The organism is Streptomyces sp. NBC_00988 (assembly GCF_045162645.1).
Lineage (GTDB): Bacteria > Actinomycetota > Actinomycetes > Streptomycetales > Streptomycetaceae > Streptomyces.
This window is the reverse complement of the sequence record NZ_CP108730.1, coordinates 5,061,537-5,083,588: the sequence shown is the minus strand read 5'-3', so window position 1 is coordinate 5,083,588 and position 22,052 is coordinate 5,061,537. Positions and strand designations below refer to the sequence as shown.

General features: G+C 70.2%; 21 protein-coding genes and 3 tRNA genes. 10 read left to right on the top strand and 14 right to left on the bottom strand.

The genetic code is table 11. The features are described 5' to 3' along the window. Positions 1-196 precede the first annotated feature (196 nt). Together OG496_RS23085 and OG496_RS23080 are read right to left on the bottom strand one after the other, a co-directional pair. The gene (locus OG496_RS23085; RefSeq protein ID WP_366490591.1) at positions 197-910 is read right to left on the bottom strand and encodes a FadR/GntR family transcriptional regulator; all 714 of its coding nucleotides are present in this window, start codon (positions 908-910) and stop codon (positions 197-199) included. A 122-nt stretch (positions 911-1,032) separates the two neighbouring features. Beyond that, positions 1,033-1,106, bottom strand: a tRNA-Lys gene (locus tag OG496_RS23080). Positions 1,107-1,286: 180 nt separating this feature from the next. On the opposite strand from OG496_RS23080, the gene OG496_RS23075 reads away from it, so the two are divergent. The 5 genes from OG496_RS23075 (at position 1,287) to OG496_RS23055 (ending at position 6,743) form a co-directional block, all read left to right on the top strand. Further along, on the top strand, positions 1,287-2,633 hold the full coding sequence (locus OG496_RS23075) for a peptidoglycan-binding protein (protein WP_405972245.1): 1,347 nt from the start codon (positions 1,287-1,289) through the stop codon (positions 2,631-2,633). Between the two features lie 65 nt (positions 2,634-2,698). Continuing rightward, positions 2,699-3,826, top strand: a complete 1,128-nt coding sequence (locus OG496_RS23070; protein ID WP_405972244.1) for an SPFH domain-containing protein — start codon at positions 2,699-2,701, stop codon at positions 3,824-3,826. Positions 3,827-3,924: 98 nt separating this feature from the next. Next, positions 3,925-4,533 carry a lytic polysaccharide monooxygenase gene (locus tag OG496_RS23065; protein WP_388114515.1) on the top strand — a complete coding sequence of 203 codons (609 nt, stop codon included), beginning with the start codon at positions 3,925-3,927 and terminating at the stop codon, positions 4,531-4,533. 92 nt (positions 4,534-4,625) lie between these two features. Then, complete coding sequence (locus OG496_RS23060; RefSeq protein WP_405972243.1) at positions 4,626-5,081, top strand: DUF3592 domain-containing protein; 456 nt, start codon at positions 4,626-4,628, stop codon at positions 5,079-5,081. 39 nt (positions 5,082-5,120) lie between these two features. Further along, positions 5,121-6,743, top strand: a complete 1,623-nt coding sequence (locus OG496_RS23055) for a long-chain-fatty-acid--CoA ligase (RefSeq protein ID WP_405972242.1) — start codon at positions 5,121-5,123, stop codon at positions 6,741-6,743. 107 nt (positions 6,744-6,850) lie between these two features. Here OG496_RS23055 and OG496_RS23050 read toward each other — a convergent pair. The 6 genes from OG496_RS23050 to ehuB all read right to left on the bottom strand — a co-directional run bounded on the left by OG496_RS23050 (position 6,851) and on the right by ehuB (position 11,071). Next, positions 6,851-6,924: transfer RNA gene (locus OG496_RS23050), tRNA-Lys, on the bottom strand. 99 nt (positions 6,925-7,023) lie between these two features. Next, complete coding sequence (locus OG496_RS23045) at positions 7,024-7,782, bottom strand: IclR family transcriptional regulator (protein WP_405972241.1); 759 nt, start codon at positions 7,780-7,782, stop codon at positions 7,024-7,026. Positions 7,783-8,003: 221 nt separating this feature from the next. Then, entirely contained in the window at positions 8,004-8,801 is a 798-nt protein-coding gene (gene ehuA, locus OG496_RS23040; protein WP_405972240.1) for an ectoine/hydroxyectoine ABC transporter ATP-binding protein EhuA, read from the bottom strand. Then, a complete protein-coding gene (ehuD, locus tag OG496_RS23035; protein WP_405972239.1) occupies positions 8,791-9,441 on the bottom strand; it encodes an ectoine/hydroxyectoine ABC transporter permease subunit EhuD in 651 nt (216 codons plus the stop codon). Before ehuD ends, ehuA begins: the two co-directional genes overlap by 11 nt. Continuing rightward, entirely contained in the window at positions 9,438-10,157 is a 720-nt protein-coding gene (ehuC, locus tag OG496_RS23030) for an ectoine/hydroxyectoine ABC transporter permease subunit EhuC (RefSeq protein ID WP_318016528.1), read from the bottom strand. Before ehuC ends, ehuD begins: the two co-directional genes overlap by 4 nt. Then, complete coding sequence (ehuB, locus tag OG496_RS23025) at positions 10,154-11,071, bottom strand: ectoine/hydroxyectoine ABC transporter substrate-binding protein EhuB (protein ID WP_405972238.1); 918 nt, start codon at positions 11,069-11,071, stop codon at positions 10,154-10,156. Before ehuB ends, ehuC begins: the two co-directional genes overlap by 4 nt. 47 nt (positions 11,072-11,118) lie before the next feature. On the opposite strand from ehuB, the gene OG496_RS23020 reads away from it, so the two are divergent. After that, a complete protein-coding gene (locus tag OG496_RS23020; RefSeq protein WP_405972237.1) occupies positions 11,119-11,613 on the top strand; it encodes a DUF3830 family protein in 495 nt (164 codons plus the stop codon). Here the strand turns inward: OG496_RS23020 and OG496_RS23015 are convergent. Beyond that, a complete protein-coding gene (locus OG496_RS23015; protein WP_405972236.1) occupies positions 11,594-12,997 on the bottom strand; it encodes an amidase in 1,404 nt (467 codons plus the stop codon). The genes OG496_RS23020 and OG496_RS23015 overlap by 20 nt on opposite strands. 22 nt (positions 12,998-13,019) lie before the next feature. Further along, a complete protein-coding gene (locus OG496_RS23010; protein WP_405972235.1) occupies positions 13,020-13,982 on the bottom strand; it encodes a D-2-hydroxyacid dehydrogenase in 963 nt (320 codons plus the stop codon). 170 nt (positions 13,983-14,152) lie between these two features. Between OG496_RS23010 and OG496_RS23005 the strand changes: the two genes are divergently transcribed. The 3 genes from OG496_RS23005 (at position 14,153) to OG496_RS22995 (ending at position 16,914) form a co-directional block, all read left to right on the top strand. Then, complete coding sequence (locus OG496_RS23005; RefSeq protein ID WP_405972234.1) at positions 14,153-14,938, top strand: aspartate/glutamate racemase family protein; 786 nt, start codon at positions 14,153-14,155, stop codon at positions 14,936-14,938. Then, on the top strand, positions 14,935-15,669 hold the full coding sequence (locus OG496_RS23000) for an aspartate/glutamate racemase family protein (RefSeq protein WP_405972233.1): 735 nt from the start codon (positions 14,935-14,937) through the stop codon (positions 15,667-15,669). Before OG496_RS23005 ends, OG496_RS23000 begins: the two co-directional genes overlap by 4 nt. A gap of 111 nt (positions 15,670-15,780) precedes the next feature. Continuing rightward, positions 15,781-16,914, top strand: a complete 1,134-nt coding sequence (locus OG496_RS22995; protein ID WP_366490604.1) for an LLM class flavin-dependent oxidoreductase — start codon at positions 15,781-15,783, stop codon at positions 16,912-16,914. A 27-nt stretch (positions 16,915-16,941) separates the two neighbouring features. Here the strand turns inward: OG496_RS22995 and OG496_RS22990 are convergent, their stop codons facing one another. After that, complete coding sequence (locus OG496_RS22990) at positions 16,942-18,831, bottom strand: EAL domain-containing protein (protein ID WP_366490605.1); 1,890 nt, start codon at positions 18,829-18,831, stop codon at positions 16,942-16,944. Positions 18,832-19,197: 366 nt separating this feature from the next. On the opposite strand from OG496_RS22990, the gene OG496_RS22985 reads away from it, so the two are divergent. Continuing rightward, the gene (locus OG496_RS22985; protein WP_405972232.1) at positions 19,198-20,517 is read left to right on the top strand and encodes a M6 family metalloprotease domain-containing protein; all 1,320 of its coding nucleotides are present in this window, start codon (positions 19,198-19,200) and stop codon (positions 20,515-20,517) included. Positions 20,518-20,645: 128 nt separating this feature from the next. On the opposite strand, the gene OG496_RS22980 is transcribed toward OG496_RS22985, so the two are convergent. From OG496_RS22980 to OG496_RS22970, 3 genes are all read right to left on the bottom strand, one after another. Further along, positions 20,646-20,719: transfer RNA gene (locus OG496_RS22980), tRNA-Lys, on the bottom strand. Then, positions 20,710-21,324, bottom strand: coding sequence for a bifunctional DNA primase/polymerase (locus tag OG496_RS22975; protein ID WP_405972231.1), 615 nt, complete (start codon positions 21,322-21,324; stop codon positions 20,710-20,712). Before OG496_RS22975 ends, OG496_RS22980 begins: the two co-directional genes overlap by 10 nt. Before the next feature lie 141 nt (positions 21,325-21,465). Beyond that, positions 21,466-21,837, bottom strand: a complete 372-nt coding sequence (locus tag OG496_RS22970; RefSeq protein WP_033283808.1) for a hypothetical protein — start codon at positions 21,835-21,837, stop codon at positions 21,466-21,468. Between the last annotated feature and the right edge of the window lie 215 nt (positions 21,838-22,052).

Genomic DNA, 22,052 nt, shown 5'->3' with positions numbered 1-22,052 from the left:
CGGAGATGTGCGACTGCGACCGTCCGGTTGCGCGATGCCCCCTCCGACATCTGTTCCAGGGCGGGGCCCCTCCTCCCCGCGAAACCGCGCAACCGGTTCCGTACCCCCTCAACTGCCGTGTACCGACAGCATCTTCAAAACCAGGGTTCTACGGTGCTCATCTTGATCGCAAGACACGAAACGCGGTGTTTACCGGTCATACGCGTTCATTGGGGCGCGTGTGGGGATCATGTGGAGCCGTTGTGGACAGTCTTGTGCGCACATTGTCGAAGTGCTCTCTTATGGCGTTCTCGGCACGTTTCGCATCCCCGGACCGGACCGCGTCGAGGATCGCCCGGTGCTGGCGGCAGGTGACCTCGGGGTCCTGCGGGCCGGCCGCGAGGTCGGTGTGGACGCGGTGGAAGGCGTCCCAGAACGCCTCCAGGACCTCGCTCAGCAGCGCGTTGTCCAGCCCCCGGTAGAGCGTGGCGTGAAAGGCGCGATCGGTGGCCGCGAGCCCGACGCCCTCGGCGGCCTCCCGCTCCATCTGCCGTACCAGCGCGTCCAGTTCGACGAGATCCCGCTCCGGCAGCCGCCCCGCGAGCCGGGCGACGAGCCCCGACTCCACCGCCTCCCGCAGTTCGAGCAGCTGCAGCAGGCTGTCCTCGCCGCGGTAGTGCCCGACGACGGTACGGAACGCGAGCCCCTCGACCATCGGCGCGAGCGACATCGGGCCGACGTACGTCCCGAACCCGTGCCGGATCTCGACGATCCCCATCGCCTGCAGCGCCTTGAGCGCCTCGCGCACCGAGTTCCGGCTGGCACCCAGAAACACCATCAGCTCGGGCTCGGTCGGCAGCGGGGCCCCGGAGGACAGCCGACGGTCGAGGATGAGCTTCTTGATCCGCTCCTGCAGGTCACGGGCTGTCATGGCCAGAGGGTATCCGGCCAAACGGGGGGTGAGCTGTGTTCTGCCCGCACGGATGTTCCGCCTGCTCGGATGTCTCGGCCCACGCAAAAGGCCCCCCGCAGTGCGGAGGGCCTCGCTGTCTGTGCGCCGCCAGGGACTCGAACCCCGGACCCGCTGATTAAGAGTCAGCTGCTCTAACCAACTGAGCTAGCGGCGCGCGTGTTGACCTGCACAACTCTACCGGATGCCCGGGGGTGCTCCCGACCACCCCCGGACGGGTCCCGGTGGGCCGCTGTACATCATTCGGACCGTCAACATGCGAGTCCGGAAGACAGTTGAGAAACTGGCGGATGTGCACGAGCGCGGATATTTCCACCTGGAGTGTGAGGGGCATCGCATGGAGACTCCGGTATTCGAGGAATTCGATCCCGCGAGCGATTGCGACTGCCCCGGATGTGCTGACCGGCGGCGCCTCCTGCCGCATTCCCCGACCGGCCGCACCGGCGGCCACCCCGCCGCCCAGCGGGTCCTCTTCGTGGCGGCCGCGGCGTCCGCCACCCTCGCCGCCGGGCACGCCGTACCGGCCGCGGCCGCTCCCCACACTCCGGCTCGCCCCGGCGTTCCCGCAGGTGACACGGGTGACGAGCCCGCGACCCCGCAGGGGAGCAAGGCCCCGCTGCACGGCCCGAGCGGGAAACCGGCGAAGCCGGCCGGTGCGGTCAAGGCGCCCACGACCACCCGCGCGGAGATCATCAACCGGGCCAAGACCTGGATCGCGGCGCAGGTGCCGTACAGCATGAACGCGTACTGGTCGGACGGTTACCGGCAGGACTGCTCGGGGTTCGTCTCGATGGCCTGGGGGCTGCCGGGGAACGAATGGACCGGCAGCCTCGACCAGTACGGGGTGCGTATTTCCAAGGACGAACTGGAGCCCGGCGACATTCTCCTGTTCCACAATCTCGCGAACCCCGAGAAAGGCTCGCACGTCGTCATTTTCGGCGGCTGGACCGACTACACGCACACCTACTACGTCGCCCTGGAGGAGACCCCCTCGCACGCCCGCCGCCAGTCCACGCCGTACGCGTACTGGAGCCACTCGGACAGCTATGTGCCGTACCGCTACAAGGGCGTGACGGGCGGTACGGAAGGGGTGACCCCGGTGGCGCCGGTGACCCCGGTGGACGCGGGCAAGACGAACACGCCGTACCCGGGAGCGTCGTCTTTCGGCCCCGGCGCCAACAACAAGTACGTCACCCAGCTCGGCACGATGCTCGTCGCCCGGGGCGCCGGCTCGTACTACACCTCGGGTCCGGGCCCGCGCTGGTCGGACGCGGACCGGCGGGCCACCCAGGCGTTTCAGCTCGCCCAGGGCTGGACCGGCGCGGACGCGGACGGCCTGCCCGGCCCGCAGACCTGGCAACTGCTCGTCACCGGCAAGGGCAAGAACGTCGGAGGCACGGCGGCCGTAGGAGCGGCGGGCCCGCCTGCCCCCGCCTCGCACGGCGTCCCGGGCTACCCGGGCAAGGCCATGTTCCGCCTCGGCGCGAACAACAAATACGTCACCGAGCTGGGAAAACAGCTGGTCAAGAAGGGGTTCGGCAAGTACTACACGACGGGCCCGGGACCGCGCTGGGGCGAGCCGGACCGGCGCAACGTCGAGGCCTTCCAGCGCGCCCAGGGCTGGCGCGGCGGCGCGGCCGACGGCTACCCGGGCCCGGAGACCTGGCGCCGGCTCTTCTCGTAACCAACGCACAACCACACTCATCCCCACCCGTTGTGACGCATCTGGCGCGGAGGCTGGAGGCACCTATGAGTACGACGACCACTTCACAGACGCCCGAGAACGAGGGGCCGCCCGAGGGACAGACCCGTCCCGCGCGGCTCATCCAGAACGAGGCGACCACCGAGATCCCCGTCCACCTGCTGTTCCGCGACGACCCCGACCCGGTCTCGGTACCGCTCAGGCCCGCCGTCGTGGCGCGCCGGCAGGGCACCGGCGAACAGCCCCGCTTCCGCCGCCCGGTCCCGGCCAAGCCGCGCCCGGCCCCGGACGTCGACCCCGACCTGGTGGAGCGCCCCGCCCGGGTGCTGCCCGGCACGGCGGGCGTGCTCGCCGGTTCCTGCGGACTGGCCGGCTGCCTCGCCACCTCGTGGTGGGCGGGCGTCCTGCCCCCGCTCGCGACCGAGGCGCTACGACTGCCGTTCTACGCCGGTGCCGGACTCGGTCCCGCGCAGTGGGCCGCGTACGCCGGGGCCGGCGCGCTGGGTCTGTTCGGCTTCGGGGGTCTGGCCCGGGGCCGTACCGGACGGGCCTGGGTGCTCGGCCTGTTCGGGCGGTACCGGGGGACCGTCCGGCGCACCGGGCTGATGTGGGTCAACCCGTTGCTGCTGCGCCGCCGCGTCGACGTACGGCTGCGGCACTGGCGCAGTGAGCCGATGCCGGGGGCCGACGCGAACGGGGTCGCGCTGCGGGTCGTGACGCTCGTGGTGTGGCGGGTGCGGGACACCGCGCGGGCCACGCTCGGGGTCGAGGACCACGAGACGTATCTGCGCGAGTGCGTGGAGGCGGCGCTGGCCCGGGTGCCCGTGGAGCCGCCGGGCGGGGGCGCGAAGGGCGCGGCCGACCTGGCCGTCGACGCGCTGACCCGGCTGGTCGCGGCGGACTCGGCGCCGGTCGGCATCGAGGTGTTCTCGGTGCGGCCGGTCCGCGTGGAGTACGCCCCGGAGGTCGCCGCGGCGATGACCCGCCGCCGTATCGCCGCGCTGGACGCGCAGCAGCGGGCGACGATGCTCACGTCGGTGGTCGACTCCGTGGAGGACACGGTGACGCGGCTGACCATGCGGGGTCTGGTGGAGCTGGACGACTACGAACGCCGGGCGCTGGTCAAGGACTTGACGGTCGCGTTCTGCTCGGGACGGGGAGAAGCCGCGCCGTGAGCGGTATGGACACGGTCAAGTAAGGGCAATAATCTGGGACTTGGTCTAGACCTGCACGGCTCACGGAACTTCCCCACACGTTCTCCAGGAGCGGCAGCATGCGCAAAAAGACCAAGTGGTACGCGGGCGTGCTCGGGCTCACCACGGCCGGGGCCATCGTGCTCTCGTCCGGGGCCGCGAGCAGCCACGGCTACACCGACCTCCCCATCAGCAGGCAGAAGCTCTGTGCCAACGGCACGGTGACGAACTGCGGTGACATCCAGTACGAGCCGCAGAGCGTCGAGGGCCCCAAGGGCTTCCCGGCGGCCGGCCCCGCCGACGGCCAGATCTGCAACGGCGGAATCAGCCGCTTCGCCCAACTCAGCGCACCGAAGGCCCCGTCGGGCGCCGCGTGGCCGACGACCAAGGTGACGGGTGGTCAGTCGTACACGTTCCGCTGGCAGTTCACGGCGATCCACGCGACGACGGACTTCAAGTACTACGTCACCAAGGCGGGTTGGAACCAGAACCACAACCTGGCCCGCTCGGACCTCAACACCACCCCGTTCCTCACCGTCCCCTACAACGGCCAGCGCCCCTCGTCGTCCACCATCTCCCACACCGGCACGCTCCCGTCCGGCCTCTCCGGCCACCACGTGATCGTCGCGGTGTGGACGATCGCGGACACGACCAACGCGTTCTACTCCTGCGATGACGTCACGTTCTGAGGGCGTGAGGTTCTGAGCATTGCTTGAGACAGTCCGGCATCCCCCGGGGGTAGGTTCCCTCCACCAAGCGGTACTTGACCTCGGGGGACACCATGGAAGCGCTGTTCTACATCGCGCCACTGCTCATCATCGCCATCGTGGCGTTCGGCGCGACGGGCGTGATCCGCCGCTCGCGCCAGGTCAACAGCGCCTGGAGCAGCGGACTCACGGCCGAGGCCCGCTGCCTGCGGACGTACACGACGACCAGCGGCGGCGCCGGGGACACCATGGTGTCGACGACGCTGCACCACGTATACGAGTTCACGACGCGCGAGGGCCGCACGGTCAGGTTCGAGGAGGGCAACGGGCCGGGAACGACCCTGGAGGGCGACATCGTCACCGTGTACTACGCGGCCGACCACCCTGAGCGGGCCACCGCCCATGCCCCGGCCCGCGGGAAGCTCGCGGCGGGCGCGGGCTGCGCGCTGGTGTTCTTCGGCGTGGTCGTCGCCTTCTGCGTCCTCTTCATCCTCGTGGCCCACAAGATGTTCGACTTCATGGGCTCGTAGTCTCCATATCTGACGGTACGTCAACTACCCTGCGCCCCCATGGAGTCCAGGAGACATACCGTCGCGGAACTCGTACAGGCACGGTGGGGCGACCACCGCCCCGGACTGTGGTGCGGGCAACGGGTGCTCACCCACCACGAGGTGGCGTCCGGCGCGGCAGCCAGAGCGGCACTCCTCACCGACCTCCTGCCACCCGGCACTGCGCCCCACGTCGGCGTGCTGCTCGACAACACCCCTGAATATCCCCTGTGGTTGAGCGCGGCGGCCCTCGCGGGCGCGGCCGTCGCCGGTATCAACCCCACCCGCCGCGGCCCCGAACTGGCCCGCGACATCCTGCACACCGAGTGCCGGGTACTCGTCACCGAGCGCGCCTACCTCCCGCTCCTCGACGGCCTCCAACTCCCCGGCGTACAGCTCCTGGTGACGGACACTCAGGCCTACGACGACCTGCTCGCCCCGTACGCGGAGGCACGCCCGGACGCCTTCTCCCGCGCCACCCCCGACGACCGCATCCTGCTCTACTTCACCTCCGGTTCCACCGGCGCCCCGAAGGCCGCGATCTGCACCCAGGGCCGCCTGGCCGCCGCCGGACAGTCACTGGTCGACAGCTTCAAGGTCGTCCCGGACGACGTGCACTACATCTGCATGCCGATGTTCCACGGCAACGCGGTGATCGCCGACTGGGCACCGGCGTTGGCGGCCGGAGCGGGGATGGCGCTGCGCCGGCGGTTCTCGGCGTCACGGTTCCTGGACGACGTACGGGCGTACGGGGCCACGTACTTTACCTATGTCGGCCGTGCCGTGCAGTACGTGCTGGCCACCGAGGAGCGGGCCGACGACCGGGACAACCCGCTGCGGATGGGCTTCGGTACGGAGGCGGGGGCGGTGGACGCGGCGGCGTTCGAGCGGCGGTTCGGGGTGCGGCTGGTGGAGGGGTACGGGTCCTCGGAGGGCGGGGCCGCGGTGCAGTGGTCGCCGGGGACGCCGGACGGGGCGGTCGGGCGGGCGGCGCCCGGGCTCGCCGTACTCGATCCCGGGACGCGGGCCGAATGCCCGCCCGCCGCCTTCGACTCGGCCGGTCGACTGCTCAACGGGGAAGAGGCGATAGGGGAGTTGGTGAACCGTGGCGCCAACCCCTTCGAAGGGTACTGGCGTAACCCGGAGGCGGACGCCGAGCGGCGCAGGGCGGGCTGGTATTGGACCGGCGACCTCTTCTACCGCGACCCCGACGGCTACCTCTACTTCGCCGGCCGCACCGACGACCGCCTCCGCGTCGACAGCGAGAACCTCGCCGCCGCGATGATCGAGAACATCCTCGCCCGCTACGAGGGCGCCGACGCCGTGGCGGTCTACGCCGTACCGGACCCGGTGACCGGCGACCAGGTCATGGCGACGATCGCCGGGCACTTCGACCCGCTCGACTTCGCGGAGTTCCTGCTGGCCCAGCCCGATCTGGGGACGAAGATGGCACCCCGGTTCGTGCGGGTGGTGGAGCGGATGCCGGTGACGGCGACCAACAAGATCCATCGGGCGGGGTTGCGGCGGGAGGGGGTCGTATGTCCCGATCCGGTGTGGTGGCGGCCGCCGGGGGAGGCGGCCTACCGACGACTGACCCCGGAGGACGCCGAAGGACCCCTCGTCGGAACGAGGGGCCCGGCTTGAGGGGGTGTGGGTGGCGAAGCCCCCACTGCGCGCGGCGAAGCCGCGCAAAAACAACGATGGCGAGGCCGGTTCGCGCTTTCCGCGAACATGCCTCGCCATCGTCATCGTGCGCCGCCAGGGACTCGAACCCCGGACCCGCTGATTAAGAGTCAGCTGCTCTAACCAACTGAGCTAGCGGCGCGTGACTCACGCCTTCCGCTGGATCAGAGTCTCGCGGAGGGCGACGGGAAAAATACTACCTGGTCCGGAGGGGTGCTTCGGACCAGGGTCGCGGCAGCCCTCAGATCGCGAGAGACAGCAGCACCGGCCCCGCCTCGCGGTTCAGCGTGTCCGCCGCCTGGCGCAGGCGGTGGGCGTGCTCGACCGGGAGGGAGAGGGCCAGGCAGCCGACCGAGGCGCCGGCGGTGATCGGGACGGCCGCGCAGACCGTGCCCACCGCGTACTCCTGGAGGTCGAGGTGGGGGACGGTCGGCGGCTGGGTCTCCAGGCGGGAGAGCAGCAGCCGGTCGCTGGTGATCGTGCGCGAGGTGAGGCGGGCCATCTTGTGCCGGGAGAGATGGTCGCGCCGGCCGTTGTGGTCGAGCTGGCCCAGCAGGCTCTTGCCGAGCGCGGTCGCGTGCGCGGAGACGCGGAAGTCGACCCACTCGTTGACCGCCGGGGTGGCGGGCCCGGCCGCGTACTGGGTGATCGTGACCTCGCCGTCGACGTACCGGCTGACGTAGACCGCCGCGCCCAGGGAGTCGCGCAGCCGGTCCAGGGTCCGCTGGATCTGCTCGCGCACTGCCTGCTCCCGGCCGGCCGCCGAGCCGAGGCGGCTCAGGGCCTCGCCGGTGACGTAGGCGCCGTCGGTGAGCTGCTCGACGTAGCCCTCGCGGCGCAGGGTCCGCAGCAGTATCGTCAGGCGCTCGGTGCCGAGGCCGGTGCGACGGGCGAGTTCGGTGTCCGTGACGCCGGTGGAGTGTCCGGCGACTGTCTCCAGGATGCGCAGTGCGTCCTGTACCGAGTGGTAGGGAGCGGTCGGCTCGTGCATCAGCGCCACGGTGTTTCTCCCTGCGCTCGCTTTTCTGGGCCGTGATACCGGACAGCGAATCCCCTCCACGATAGCTGTCAAACGGCCGATGTGGAGCGGCTGTTGGTGAGATTGTGGCCTTCCTTATGGCCTCCGAACTGCGGCGCGAATCCTTTGGCATATGCCTTTGTCATGCCACGTGACGTGGACCTTGGGTGTTCGATTGCTCACGTGTCGTAATTGAATAAATGTCAAAGAATGGCGCCGAGGAATTCCCGGGTCCGCTGTTGTTCCGGATCGCCGAAGATCCGCTCCGGCGGGCCCGATTCGATGACCTTGCCCGCGTCGAACATCAGGACTTGATCTGAAATATCCCGGGCGAAATTCATCTCGTGGGTCACACAGAGCATGGTGATGTCGGTGGTGCGGGCGATGTCCCGCAGGACGTCGAGCACACCCGCGACCAGTTCCGGGTCGAGCGCGGAGGTCACCTCGTCGAGGAGCAGCACCTGCGGCCGCATCGCCAGCGCCCGCGCGATCGCGACGCGCTGCTGCTGGCCGCCGGAGAGCTGGGTCGGGTGGGCGCCGGCCTTGTCGGCGAGGCCGACCAGGTCGAGCAGTTCCAGGGCGCGCGCCTCCGCCTCGTCCTTGGGCAGGCCCAGGACGGTGACCGGCGCCTCGGTGACATTGCGCAGCACGGTCATGTTCGGGAACAGGTTGAACTGCTGGAACACCATCCCGATCTTCTTGCGGATCTCCCGGATCTGCTTCTCGGGCGCGGGGAACAACTGCTCCCCGTCGACGCTGATCGTGCCCTCGTCCGGCTTCGTCAGGGTCATCAGCAGCCGCAGGATCGTGGTCTTGCCCGACCCGGACGGACCGATCAGGGTGACGTGCTTGCCGGACTCCACGGAGAAGTCGAGGTCGTCGAGCACGGTGTTGGACCCGAAGCGCTTGGTGACGTGGTCCAGGCGGATCAACTCGCTGCCGTCCACCGGGGGGTTGGCGTTGGCGTCGGTTTCCTTCGTCAGGGGTGTGTCAGCGGACAAGGCGTCGCTCCAGGGCTCGGATCAGCAGGGAGGCGGGATAGGAGATGAGGACGAAGGCCACACCGATCACCGTGATGGGCTCGGTGAACTGGTAGTGCTCCTGGGAGAACAGCCGGGCCCGGCCCATCAGTTCGAGCACGGTGATCACCATCAGGATCGGGGTGTCCTTGAGCATCGCGATCACGTAGTTGCCCAGCGCCGGGATCACCCGGCGGATCGCCTGCGGCAGGATCACGGCCGTCCAGGTCCGGCGCAACGGCAGGTTCAGCGCGGTCGCCGCCTCCCACTGGCCGACGGGCACCGCCTCGATGCCCGCGCGGTAGACCTGCATCGTGTACGTCGAGTAGTGCAGCCCGATCGCGAAGACACCGGTGGTCAGCGCGGAGAAGGTCAGGCCCCACTCGGGCAGCACGTAGAACAGGAAGAACAGCTGCACCAGCAGCGGGGTGTCCCGCACGAACTCGGTGACGACCCCGACCGGCCAGCGCACCCAGCGAGTTGGGGTCCGCATCAGCAGCGCCCACGCCAGCCCCAGGACGAACGAGATCAGCGACCCGAGGAGCAGGATCTGCAGGGTGACTTTCAGGCCGTCCCAGAAATACGGCATGAAGTCGCTCACGGCGTTCCAGTCCCACTTCACGCGACGCCACCTCCGACACCCGTGGTCTGCGCGCGCTTCAGCTCACGCGCGGCCTTCTCGTTGCCGGGCGCCTTGCCGATGCCCGCCTTCAGCTTCTTCTCCAGTCCGCGCATCAGCCGGGTGAGCGTGAAGGCGATCACGAAGTAGATCAGCAGGATGTACGTGTAGATCTCCGCGCTCTGCTGCAGCGCGAGCCGCACCAGGTTGGCGCTGAAGGTGAGATCGCCCATGCCCATGACCGAGACCAGGGCGGTGCCCTTGAGCAGTTCGATCAGCAGATTGCAGAAGGACGGGATCATCTCCGGCACGGCTTGCGGCAGCAGGATCAGCCGCATCCGCTGCCAGGGCGTGAAGCTCAGCGCCACCCCGCCCTCCTGCTGGGCCGGGTCGACCGCGTTCAGCGCGCCGCGCACGATCTCCGTGCCGTACGCGCCGTAGGTCAGGCCCAGCGCGAGTGTGCCCGCCCACAGGGGGACCAGCTGCCAGCCGAAGGCGACCGGCAGGACGAAGAACACCCAGAAGATCATGACGAGGGCGGAGGTGCCGCGGAACACCTCGGTGTAGAAACCGGCGAGGAAGCGGACGATCCACAGCCGGTGGGTGCGGGCGATGCCGACGACGAAGGCCACGACGGTCGCCAACAGCGCGCTGAGGACGAGGAGTTGGACAGTCGTCCAGACTCCCTTGAGGACAAGTTCCCAGAGGCCTGAGGTCATCCGCCGCAGAGCTCCTTCGCGGTGAGGTCCGTCATCTCGGCCTTGCTGAACCCGAAGGGCCGCAGGATCCGGAACAACTCCCCGCTCTTCTTGAGCTTGTGCAGCTCGACGTTGAAGGCGTCGCGCAGTTTCGTCTCGGTCGGCCGGAACGCGAAGGCGCCGCCGTCGATCCGCGGTTTCCCGTCGACGAGCGGTGCGAAGGGCGTGGTCGACTCGGCCTTGGCGGACTTCTTCACGACGGCACGCGTGGTGAGCGCCGTACCGGCGAAGACGTCAACTCGCCCTGCCTCTACGGCGTTCAGCCCGGCGACCTGGTCGGGGACGATCAGGATGTCGCTCTGCTTGTACCCGGCGTCGACGGCGTGCTGGATCTGGGCGTACCCGGTGCCGGTGGCGAACTTCGCCTTCTTCGCGACGACGTCTTTGTAGGTGTGCAGCCCCTTCGGGTTGCCCTTGCGGACGACGAACGCGTCGAGCACCTGGTAGTCCGGGTCGGCGAAGATGACCTGCGCACAGCGTTCCGGGGTCACGTACATCCCGGCGGCCACGACGTCGAACTGCTGCGAGTTCAGGCCGGGTATGAGCGAGCCGAACTCGGTCGGCACGGGCTGCACCTTGTCGACGCCGAGCCGCTTGAAGATCGCTTCCGCCAACTTCGGTGCCTCACCGGTGAGTTGCCCGTCCCTGTCGATGTACCCGAACGGGATCTCACCCGCGATCCCCAGCCGTACGACGCCCTGCGCCTTCAGCCGGTCGAGCAGATCACCGCCGCTCGTGGTCGACGCGGTGGCCACACGGCTGCAGCCGGCCGCGCCCAGCGCACCTGCCGCCGCCACCCCGGCGAGCAGTGCCCGACGGGTGTGACCCGGCGTGTGACCGGATGTGTGTCTGTCGTTCCCAATTGGTGGAGCCATGGGCGCGCAGCTACCCGACCGCTCCCGGGTTATGCACCCTGGAAGACATGACGGATCACTTCATCGAGGTCTCACTCGCAAAGCGGAACGTCCACTGCCGGGCAAAACTGCTGGTAGAACGTGCGCCGCTGACATGCGCGGCCATCTGGGACGCACTCCCGCTAATCGGCGACGTCTACCACGCCAAGTACGCCCGCAACGAGATCTACGCCCTTTTCCCGCCATTCGCAGAAACGGAACCCCCGCTGGAGAACCCCACAGTCACCCCCATACCGGGTGATCTCTGCTATTTCTCCTTCGCCGGCACGGAACTCGGCACGAAGGCCTACGGCTACGACCGCGAGGTCCGCGCCGGCGCGACGGTCGTCGACCTGGCCCTGTTCTACGAACGCAACAACCTCCTCCTCAACGGCGATGTGGGCTGGGTGCCCGGCATCGTCTGGGGTGAGGTGGTCGAGGGACTGGCGGAGATGGCGGAGGCATGCAACGACCTGTGGCGGTCGGGGGCGGCGGGGGAGAGCCTCAGCTTCCGGCGGGCCTGACCCCGGAAGCCCCGGCGGCGAACAGCGCGTGCGCCGCCCGCAGCACCAGATCGTCCCGGTGCCGCGCCCCCACGATCTGCAACCCGACCGGCAGCCCGTCGCCGTCGTTCCCCACGGGGACGGTGGCGGCGGGCTGCTGCGTCAGGTTGAAGGGGTACGTGAACGGGGTCCAGCCCGTCCAGCGGCGGTGCCCCGAACCCTTCGGGACCTCAACTCCCGCCTCAAAAGCGGTAATTGGCAGCGTCGGCGTGACGAGGAGGTCGTAGCGCTCGTGGAACAGGCCCATCCTGCGGCCGAGTTCCATGCGGGCGTCCACCGCCGCCAGATAGTCCAGCGCCGAGAAGCCCGCCCCCGTCGCGCAGATCTCCCGCAGCCCCGGGTCGAGCAACTCCCGTTGCCGTGGCGCGAGTTTCTGCGTCACGCGGGCCGCGCCGCTGAACCACAGGGTGTGGAAGGCGTCCACCGGGTCCGTGAAGTCGGGGTCGGTCTCCTCGACGTACGCGCCGAGTGCGGCCAGCCGCTCCACGCCCCGCCGTACCGCCGCCGCGACCGCCGGACGCACCGCGACCTGGCCGCCGAGGGAGGGTGAGTACGCGATCCGCAGGCCCTGTATGCCGTGCGCGAGGCCTTCGCTGAAGGAGCCCGGCGCGCGGTCGAGCCCCGACCAGTCGCGGGCGTCCGGTACGCCGATCACGTCCAGCAGCAGCGCCGCGTCCGCCGCGTCCCGGGTCATCGGACCGACGTGCGACAACGTGCCGAACGCGCTCGCCGGATACAGCGGCACCCTGCCGTACGTCGGCTTCAGGCCGAAGATCCCGCAGAAGGACGCGGGGATACGGACGCTGCCGCCGCCGTCGGTGCCGAGCGACAACGGACCCGCACTCAGGGCAACGGCCGCCGCGCTCCCGCCACTTGAGCCACCCGCCGTGCGCGAGGGGTCATGCGGGTTGCGGGTGACGCCCGACAGCGGGGAGTCCGTGACGCCCTTCCAGCCGAACTCCGGGGTCGTCGTCTTGCCGACGAACACCGCGCCGTGCTCCCGGAGTCGGGCAACCGAGGGCGCGTCCTCGTCCCAACTGCCCTGCTCCGCAATGGTCTTGGAGCCGCGCAGGGTCGGTGCGCCGCGCTGCAGCAGGATGTCCTTCACGGTGACCGGCACCCCGTCGAGGAGTCCGGCCGGCTCCCCGCGCCGCCAGCGCTCCGTCGACTCGGAGGCCCGCGCCAACGCACCCTCCGCGTCGAGCCGTACGAACGCGTTCACGGCGGGCTGGATCTCCTCGGCCCGATCGAGGGTGGCGCGGGTCGCGTCGACGGGACTGAACTCCCCTCTGCGGTAGCCGTCCAGGAGTTCCACGGCGGTCAGCTCGGTGAGTTCGGTCGTCATCCGGCCCTCCAGAGTGGGGAGTTCAGTGCCCCGGTACGTACCCACGCTTCTTGTCGACCACGTTCGGCAGCGGCTTGCCCGCCTCCCATCTCTCGTACGCCGCCACGAACTGCGTGCCGAGTTCGTCCCGCCAGCCGACCGTGTCGCCGCTCATGTGCGGGGAGACGATCAGCCCCGGGACCTGCCACAACGGGCCGTCCGGGGTGAGGGGTTCGGCCTCGAAGACGTCGAGGGCGGCGCCCGCGATCCAGTGCTTCGTCAGCGCCTCGGCGAGCGCACTTTCTACGACGAGTTGGCCCCGGCCCACGTTGATGAAGCGCGCCGAGGGCTGCATGCAGCCGAAGCGGCGGGCGTCGAACATGCCGCGCGTGTCGTCGGTGAGCGGCGCGGCGGAGATCACCCAGTCGGCGCGGGCCATCAGCCGGTCGAGTTCGCCGGGGCCGTGGATACCGGTGCGCGGGGTGCGGCCGACGAGCGCGGTCGTCACCCCAAGTGCCTTGAGGGTGCGGACGATTGCCCGCCCGATCGGCCCGGAACCGACCACGCAGGCACGAGTTCCGGCCACCCGCTGCGCCTCGCGGTGCCGCCAGGTCCGCTGCCGCTGGAGCTCCAGCGTCCTGGGCAGGTCCTTGGCCATCGCGAGGACGAGGGCGGCGACGTACTCGGCGATCGGCTGGTCGAAGACGCCCCGCGCGTTCGTCACCACCGTGTCGGAGTCCGCGAGTTCGGGACACATCAGGTGGTCCACCCCGGCGCTGGCCGTGTGCACCCAGCGCGGCCGGGGACCCTCGCCGGGCCAGGCGGCACGCACCGCGTGCGAGGCGAAGTCCCACACCAACAGGACGTCGGCGGAGGGAAGTTGATCAGCGAGCGTCGATTCGTCGGCGTGCGCGACGCGCACCCGCCCGGTGAGCTTGCCGAGCCGGGGCAGCGGGTCGGCGTCCAGGACGAGAAGGGTGGGCAGGGCAGCGGGAGTTGCGGTCATGCGAAGCCGTTTCTCGCGGGAGGTACAGCGTGAAGCACGGCGGGAAGCACCGGGCGCGGCCGTCTGACATGCACGGATTGACCACGCTCGCACTCGAACCTACCTTCGTCAACACGGACGCCCGCACGGACCGTTGTCACCCCGTTTCTCTTGGTGAGGCCGGTGTAGCCATGCATGTTTCCTTCCTGGGCGGACCCCGCCCGCAGCGCGGTGTCGGTGTCGTCGCCCCCTTCGACTTCGCGCTGGACCGCGAGTTGTGGCGCTGGGTCCCCGACGACATCTCGCTGCACCTCACGCGGACGCCGTTCGTGCCCGTAGAGGTGAGCCTCGACCTGGCCCGGCTCGTCAGCGAGCACGAGACGCTGCACGACGCGGTCCGCACGCTGAACGAGGTCGCCCCCGAGGTCGTCGCGTACGCCTGCACCTCCGGGAGCTTCGTCGGCGGGGTCGCCGGGGAGCGCGCGATGTGCGAGGCGATGACCCGGGCCGGCGAGGTCCCGTCCCTGACCACCTCGGGCGCCCTCCTGGCCGCCCTCACCGAACTGGGCGCCCGCCGCATCGCCCTGGTCACGCCCTACACGGTGTCCGTCACCCAGTCCCTGGAGGAGTACCTCGCCGAGGCCGGCGTCGAGGTCACCGGCCGCGCCTTCATGGGCCTGACCCGGCACATCTGGAAGGTGCCGTACCGCGACGTCGTCGACATGGCCCGCCAGGCCGTCAAGGGCGAGGCCGACGCGCTCTTCATCAGCTGCACCAACCTCCCGACGTACGACGTGATCCCCCAGCTGGAGGCGGAACTGCGGATACCGGTCGTATCGGCCAACCAGGTCACGATGTGGGCAGCCCTCCGCCGACTGGGTACGCGTGCCGTGGGCCCCTATCAGGCGCTGCTGGACGAATCGGCCCGCCGCCAGGGGCCGGTACTGCCGGAAGAACACCAGGAAGGCTGGTCATGACCGCACTCGGATTCCTCTACCCGGGCCACTCCGCCGAGGACGACTACCCGCGCATCGAACAGCTCCTCGGCAGCGACGTCCGCCTCGACGTGGTCCACACGGACATCGGCGAGGACGCACACCGCGTGGACGCGCTCCTGCGGATGGGTTCCCCCGAGCGCCTCACGGCGGGCGTCGCACAACTCCGCATGTCCGGCGCCGAGGCCGTCGTCTGGGCCTGCACCAGCGGCAGTTTCGTCTACGGCTGGGAGGGCGCCCACGACCAGATCCGCGCCCTGGCCCGGGCGGCGGGCCTCCCGGCGTCGTCGACGTCCTTCGCCTTCGTCCACGCGGCGAAGGAGCTGGGGGTGCGCCGGGTGGCCGTAGGAGCGACCTACCCGGAGGACGTGGCGAACCTGTTCGCGGACTTCCTGCGGGCCGGGGGAGTGGAACCGGCCGTGGTGCGCGCCTCCGGCATCATCACCGCCGCCGAGGTCGGCACCTGGGGCTACGACGAGGTTCTCGCCCTGGCCCGGGCGGTGGACGCCCCGGACATCGAGGCGGTCCTCCTCCCGGACACGGCCCTGCACACGGCCGCCCACATCCCGGACCTGGAGAAGGAACTCGGCAAGCCGGTCCTCACGGCCAACCAGGTCACGGTGTGGGAGGCGTTGCGGCTGGCGGACCGCAAGGTCAACGCGCCTGATCTGGGGGTGCTGTTCACCAAGGAGCCGCTCGTGCAGGCGGGCTGACCTGCGCGGTCCACCACGGGATCCTCCGGGAATAAACCGGAGACAGCCTCCTGTTACGCGGAGAAGGAGCGGGGAAGGACACCGCACAGCTCACAACAGGAGGCACCCACCGTGGCGGCAGACGACGAGGTCCGGGGCGCGACCGACGAGATCAGGGGTGACGAGATCCGGGGCACGGCACAGGGCACCGCCCCCGTCCCCCTCTCCGTACTGGACCTGGTGACCGTGGGCGCCGGCCGCACCGCCACCGACGCGCTGCGCACCAGCGTGAAGATCGCCGCTCTCGCCGAGTCGCGCGGCTTCCACCGCTACTGGGTCGCCGAGCACCACTCGATGCCGGGCGTCGCCTCCTCCTCGCCCGCCGTGATCCTGGCCCACCTCGCGGCCCACACGGACCGCATCCGCCTCGGTTCCGGCGGCGTCATGCTCCCGAACCACGCGCCGCTCGTCATCGCGGAGCAGTTCGGCACCCTGGAGGCGCTGGCCCCGGGCCGCGTCGACCTGGGCCTCGGCCGCGCCCCCGGCACCGACGGCGCCACCGCCGCCGCCCTGCGCCGCACCGAGCGCCTGAACGAGGGCGCAGACGACTTCCCCGAGCAACTCGCCGAACTCACCCGCTTCTTGGACGACGACTTCCCCTCCGGCCACCCGTACGCCCGCATCCACGCGGTCCCCGGCCCGATCCAGTCGACCTCGCCCGGCGGCGTCCAGTCCCCGCACCGCCCGCCGATCTGGCTCCTCGGCTCCTCCGGCTTCAGCGCCCGCCTGGCCGGCATGCTCGGCCTGCCGTTCGCCTTCGCGCACCACTTCTCCGCGCAGAACACGGTCCCGGCGCTCGACCTCTACCGCGAGTCCTTCCGCCCGAGCGCGGTGCTCGACGCGCCGTACGCCCTGATCGGTGTCTCCGCCCTCGCCACCGACGACGAGAAGGAGGCCCGCCGTCAGGTGCTGGCCGCCGCCCTCAACATGGTCCGGCTGCGCACCGGCCGCCCCGGACTCGTGCCCACCCCGGAAGAGGCCGAGGCGTACGAATTCAGCCCCATGGAGCGGGAGTTCATCACCTCCTGGAACGCCAACGTCATCCACGGCACCGCCGACGAGGTCCGCGCCGGACTCGACGACCTCCAGAAGCGCACGGGCGCCGACGAGTTGATGCTCACGTCCCACGCCCACAACGGCGACCTGCGCCTGCGCTCGTACGAACTGATCGCGGACGCCTACGGATTGACGACCCCTCAGGCCTGACGGAACGGCCTGACGGGCCAAGGCCGTTCAGGTCTGCTGACAGGCCTTCGTGCCCAGCAGCTCGGAGATACGATCCGGCGCCACCGGACGGGAGTACAGCCACCCCTGACCGGTGTCGCAGCCGATCCGGCGCAGCCGGGCCGCCTGCGCCGAGGTCTCCACGCACTCGGCGGTCACCGACAGGCCCAGCCGGTGGGCGAGTTGGATCATCGCCTCGACGATGACCTCGTCCGCCGGGTTAGGCGGGACGCCCTCGCCCTCGTACTGGAAGCCGCGGACGAAGGACCCGTCCAGCTTCAGGACGGAGACCGGGAGCCGGCTCAGATACGCCAGGTTCGAGTAACCGGTGCCGAAGTCGTCGATGGCGATGTGCACACCCATGTCGCTCAGCGCCTGGAGCGTCTGCAGCGGCCGCCCCGCCGACCCCATCACCGCGGACTCGGTCAGCTCCAACTGCAGCAGCCGCGGGTCCAGTCCGGTCTCGGCGAGGGTCTCCGCGACGTCCGCGACCAGGTCCGAGTCCCAGACCTGCCGTACGGCCACGTTGACGCTCACGAAGATCGGCGGCTCGTCCGGGTGGTCCAGCTGCCAGCGCCGGGCCTGGCGGCAGGCGGTGACCAGGACCCAGCGGCCGAGCTGCACGATCGAGCCGTCCTCCTCGGCCAGTCCGATGAACCGATTCGGCGTCAGCATGCCGAACTGCGGGTGGTTCCAGCGCACCAACGCCTCGACCCCGCGCAGCCGTCCGTTCTCCATCCCCACCAACGGCTGGTACTCCAGGGTGAATTCACCCCGCTCGATGGCCGGACGGAGCGTGGAGGCCAGCGCCTGGCGGGTCATCCGGTGCGCGTTGCGCTCCGGATCGAACAGCGTCCAGCGGGACTTGCCGTCCGCCTTCGCCCAGTACAGCGTCGTGTCGGCGGCCTGCATCAGACCGGTGGCCGTCGTACCGGACGCGTGCCGCTCGACCACACCGATCGACGCCGACAGCGACAGCCGCTGCCCGGACAGGTCGAACGGCGCCTGCAGGGCCTTGAGCACCGACTCGGCGAGTTCGGCCAGTTGGTCGGTCCCGGTCGAGTCCTCGACGAGCAGCGCGAACTCGTCCCCGCCCAGCCGCGCCACCAGCGGCGAACTCGCCCGCGCGTAACCGGCTTCGTCCGCACACCGCGTCAACCGCTCGGCCACGGCTGCCAGCAGCCGGTCGCCGACCCGGTGGCCGAGCGTGTCGTTGACCGCCTTGAAGCCGTCCAGGTCCAGGTAGCACAGGCCGATCCGCCCGGTACCCCCTTGCTCGTACGACTCCGCCTCCAGCGCGGCCGAGAGCCGCTCGAAGAACAGGGTGCGGTTGGGCAGCCGGGTCACCGGGTCGTGCATCTCCAAGTGCCGCAGCCGCGCCTGGAGTTCACGGCGGGCGCTGATGTCGGTGAGGGACAGCAGCACACCGTGCTCCTCGGCCGGCAGCGGCGCCACGGTCACCTGCGCCCACAGCACGTGCCCGTCGGGGTGCTTGACCCGGCGGGTGCAGCTCAGCTTGGCCTGCCGGCCGCGCAGCACCTCGCGATAGGCGTGCCAGGTGCGGGCGTCCGACTTCAGGTCCATCAGATCGGCCGCGACCCGCCCGGTCAGCGCGGCACCCGCCTTGCCGAGCAGCGCGCCGAACGAGTCGTTCGCGCTGACGACCAGACCGTCGCGGTCCACGACGGCCATCGCGAGGGGAGCCGCGGAGAAGGCGGACCCGAGGCGTCCGCCTTCGAGGGACTCAAGGGATGCGAGGGACCCGGGGGACTCGTGGGAATCCGGGACCTCGATGGAACAGGGGACATCGGTACGAGGCGATGCCTCGCCCTTACTCTCTGTGACGGCTGGCCGGATGAGGTCTGCCGCGGGCGCCGGCCCTTCGGACGTTCCGCTCACCGCTCGCTCCCGCAGTGCACTCGATCTTCGGATGGGTCTCGTCGGGATGGCCGACCGGGTGGGGGGCCGCCGTGCCGTGTCCGTGCAGGAAAGTGTGCCGATCATAGAGGTTGGCCCCCGGCCCTTCCAGCCACTGTCCAGTGTCCCGGAACAACGGCCGGTTCCGGCAGATCGTTTCCGCCCGCACCTGGACGGGTTCTTCAAATGGCCGACCACATGTGACGTTCCGTGAGTGTTTCCGGATGTCAGCCCGGGCGTGTCCCGGCCGCCCCCTCACTCATCTGGTGCAGATAAACAGGGCGTACCCCAACAAACCATCACAGGCTGGGTGTCGGTGTCCCGTGAACCCGCTCCCGGAGGTCCAACGTGCCGTGCCAGCTCCCCCTCAAGGGGCTCTCCCGTACGGCGCTCAAGGGGCTCGCCCAGTGGCGTACCCGCCCCGGACTGCGCGGCACCGCCGCCGTGTTCACCACGATGTCCGCGCTCGCCGCGACCTCGATCATGTCCAGCCAGTCGGTCGCCGAGCCGTTCTCGACCACACCCTGTGCCCTCAAGCGCACCGACGCCCACCACTCCGAGGGCCTCGACACCTGGAACACCGCCTACCCGCGCCCCACCCGCGCGCTCGACGCGGTGATGATCTTCCTCTCCTTCCCCGACGCGACCCCGCGGACCACTCCCGCCGAACTCGCCGCCGACCACTTCCCGGCCACCACCCGCTTCTACGAACGCGCCTCCTACGGCAGGTTCACGCTCCGCCCGCACCCGCTGCGGAACTGGATCCGCATGCCGCACTCGTCGACGTCGTACGCCATACAGCGCGACTGGAACCCGGTGAACCGCGCCGCGTACCTCCGCGACGCGCTGGCCGCCTCCGACAGCGAGGTCGACTTCTCGCGCTACGACATCGTGTACTTCGTGGCCGATCCGGACGCGCCCGGCGTGGACTCGGACGCGACGAAGGTCGTCAACCTGGACACCCCGCTGCGGGCCGACGGCACGGACGTCCGACGGGTCGTCACGGTCTTCGAGAAGCACCCGCCGGACCGGCTCGTCCTCGCCCACGAGACGGGCCACGTCTTCGACCTGCCCGACCTCTATCACCGGCCGGTGGACGGCAAGGGCGACTGGGACACCTATGTCGGCGACTGGGATCTGATGGGCAGTCAGTTCGGGCTCTCCCCGGACCTGTTCGCCTGGCACAAGTGGAAGCTGGGCTGGCTGGATCCGCGCCAGGTGGTGTGCGTACGGGGCACCGCGCCGAAACGGCTGACCCTGGAACCCGTGGCCGCCGGGCCCGGCACCTCCTCGGCCGGAGCCGCGGCGGGATCACCGGCGTTCGGCCTCGGCGCCAAGCTGGCGGTCGTGCGCACCGGGACCGACAGCGCGCTGGCCTTCGAGGCGCGCAGCCCCGTCGGCAACGACAGCACGGCCTGCAAACAGGGCATCCTCGTGTACCGGGTGCGTGACGGCGCGGCCTCCGGCAACGGCCCGATCGAGGTCGTCGACGCCCACCCGCACACCGAGGCCTGCTGGGAGACCTCGGTCTACCCGCCCCTCGCCGACGCGCCGGTCTCCCTAGGCGAGAGCTTCACCGTGCCCGGCGACAACGTGAAGGTGGAGGTGGAGGGGCGGACGGCTTCGGGGGCGTGGACGGTGATCATCACGCCGGGGGAGCAGGGCTGAGAACCCCGGACGACTGGTGATGGGGGTGTGGGTGGCGAAGCCCCCGCAACGCGCGGCGAAGCCGCGCAGAAACAACGATGGCGAGGCTGGTTCGCGCTTTCCGCGAACATGCCTCGCCATCGCTAGCGTGCGCCGCCAGGGACTCGAACCCCGGACCCGCTGATTAAGAGTCAGCTGCTCTAACCAACTGAGCTAGCGGCGCCTGCTGACGTCGTAGACCTTAGCATCCTGATCCGGGGGAGGAAAAATCGATATCCGCACGGTCGCGCGGGCCGCCCGCACGGCCGCCCAGAGCAGGATTTCGGCGCCGGGAAGCCAGGGCCGACGGGTGTCCGGGGCTACCAGCCAGCGCGAGTCGAACGGGGCCGACGAGGCCGTGCCGACCAGCGCGGGGACGGTCACCGCGTCGCCCCTGCCGTGACACAGCAACGGCGGGACGGACCCCGTACGGCTGTGCTCCCCGGGGTGCGCGCCCCACTCCTCCCAGCCCATCAGTGACGGCAACCGCTGAGCGGTGCCGGGACTGGCGAACAGGAGCATCCGCCCCCGGTGCGTCGCGACGGGTCCGGAGCCGGGCCCGTCCTCCCACAAGCGGTCGACCATACGGCGCCCGAAGACCACCGGGGCGCTCACCACGTCGAAGGCGGACCCGCAGGGCAGGACGACCGGGGCGTCCGGCCGTTCCCTCCAGAGGGCGAGGGTGCTGCGCGGATACGTTCCTGCCGAGGCGAGCCAGGCGGCACCGTCCGAGGTGACGCCCGAGATGTCGAAGCGGTCGGCGAAGGGCTCATCCTGTGTGCGGCTCATGTCCCATAGATCTACCGCCCGTGAGCACCCGCTCTCTGAGGGTTGCCAGAAATCGGGACAGGAGGGGGCGGGAAGGAGTATCTTGCCCGACCGGCATATGCCAGAAGTTCTTTCTCGTCCTCCGGACCCGCGCCCCCGAGGTCACACCGGGTCGGCACCCCCGCTGTCCCTGCCCTCCGTGCCGCGCAGCAGGTCCCGGCCGAACTCGACCATCTTCTTGGCGTAGTCCTCGGTCCACTCGGCGCGCTCGGCGATGTCCGCCGGGGTCAGCCGGTCGAAGCGGCGTGGGTCGGCGAGCTGGGCCGCCGCGATCGCCTGGAACTCCACCGCGCGGTCGGTCGCGGCGCGGAACGCGTGGGTCAGCTCCGTCGCGCGGGCCAGCAGCGCGCGGGGGTCGTCCATCGACTCCAGGTCGAAGAAGTGCTCCGGGTCCTCGGCCGCCTGGGCGGGCTCGAAGAGCAGGGGCGCGGGGCGTAGCCGCGATTCGTTGCGACGCGGCGTGTGCTCCGCCATGTCTTCTCCTCCTCGTACGTCATGGATGACCCGCCTCACGAGCGGACCACCGTCCATTGTCCCCCGGGTGCGCAAGGGGCCCCGGGCATACTCCCGAGGCACCGATCCCGCACCGCATGATTGGCTGCCCAGCCGCCCGCCCCGGTATTCATCACCCCGCAGACCGAACCGCGAGGAGCCGCAGGTCAAGGTCCCGCGTCACCCGGCGTTCGCAC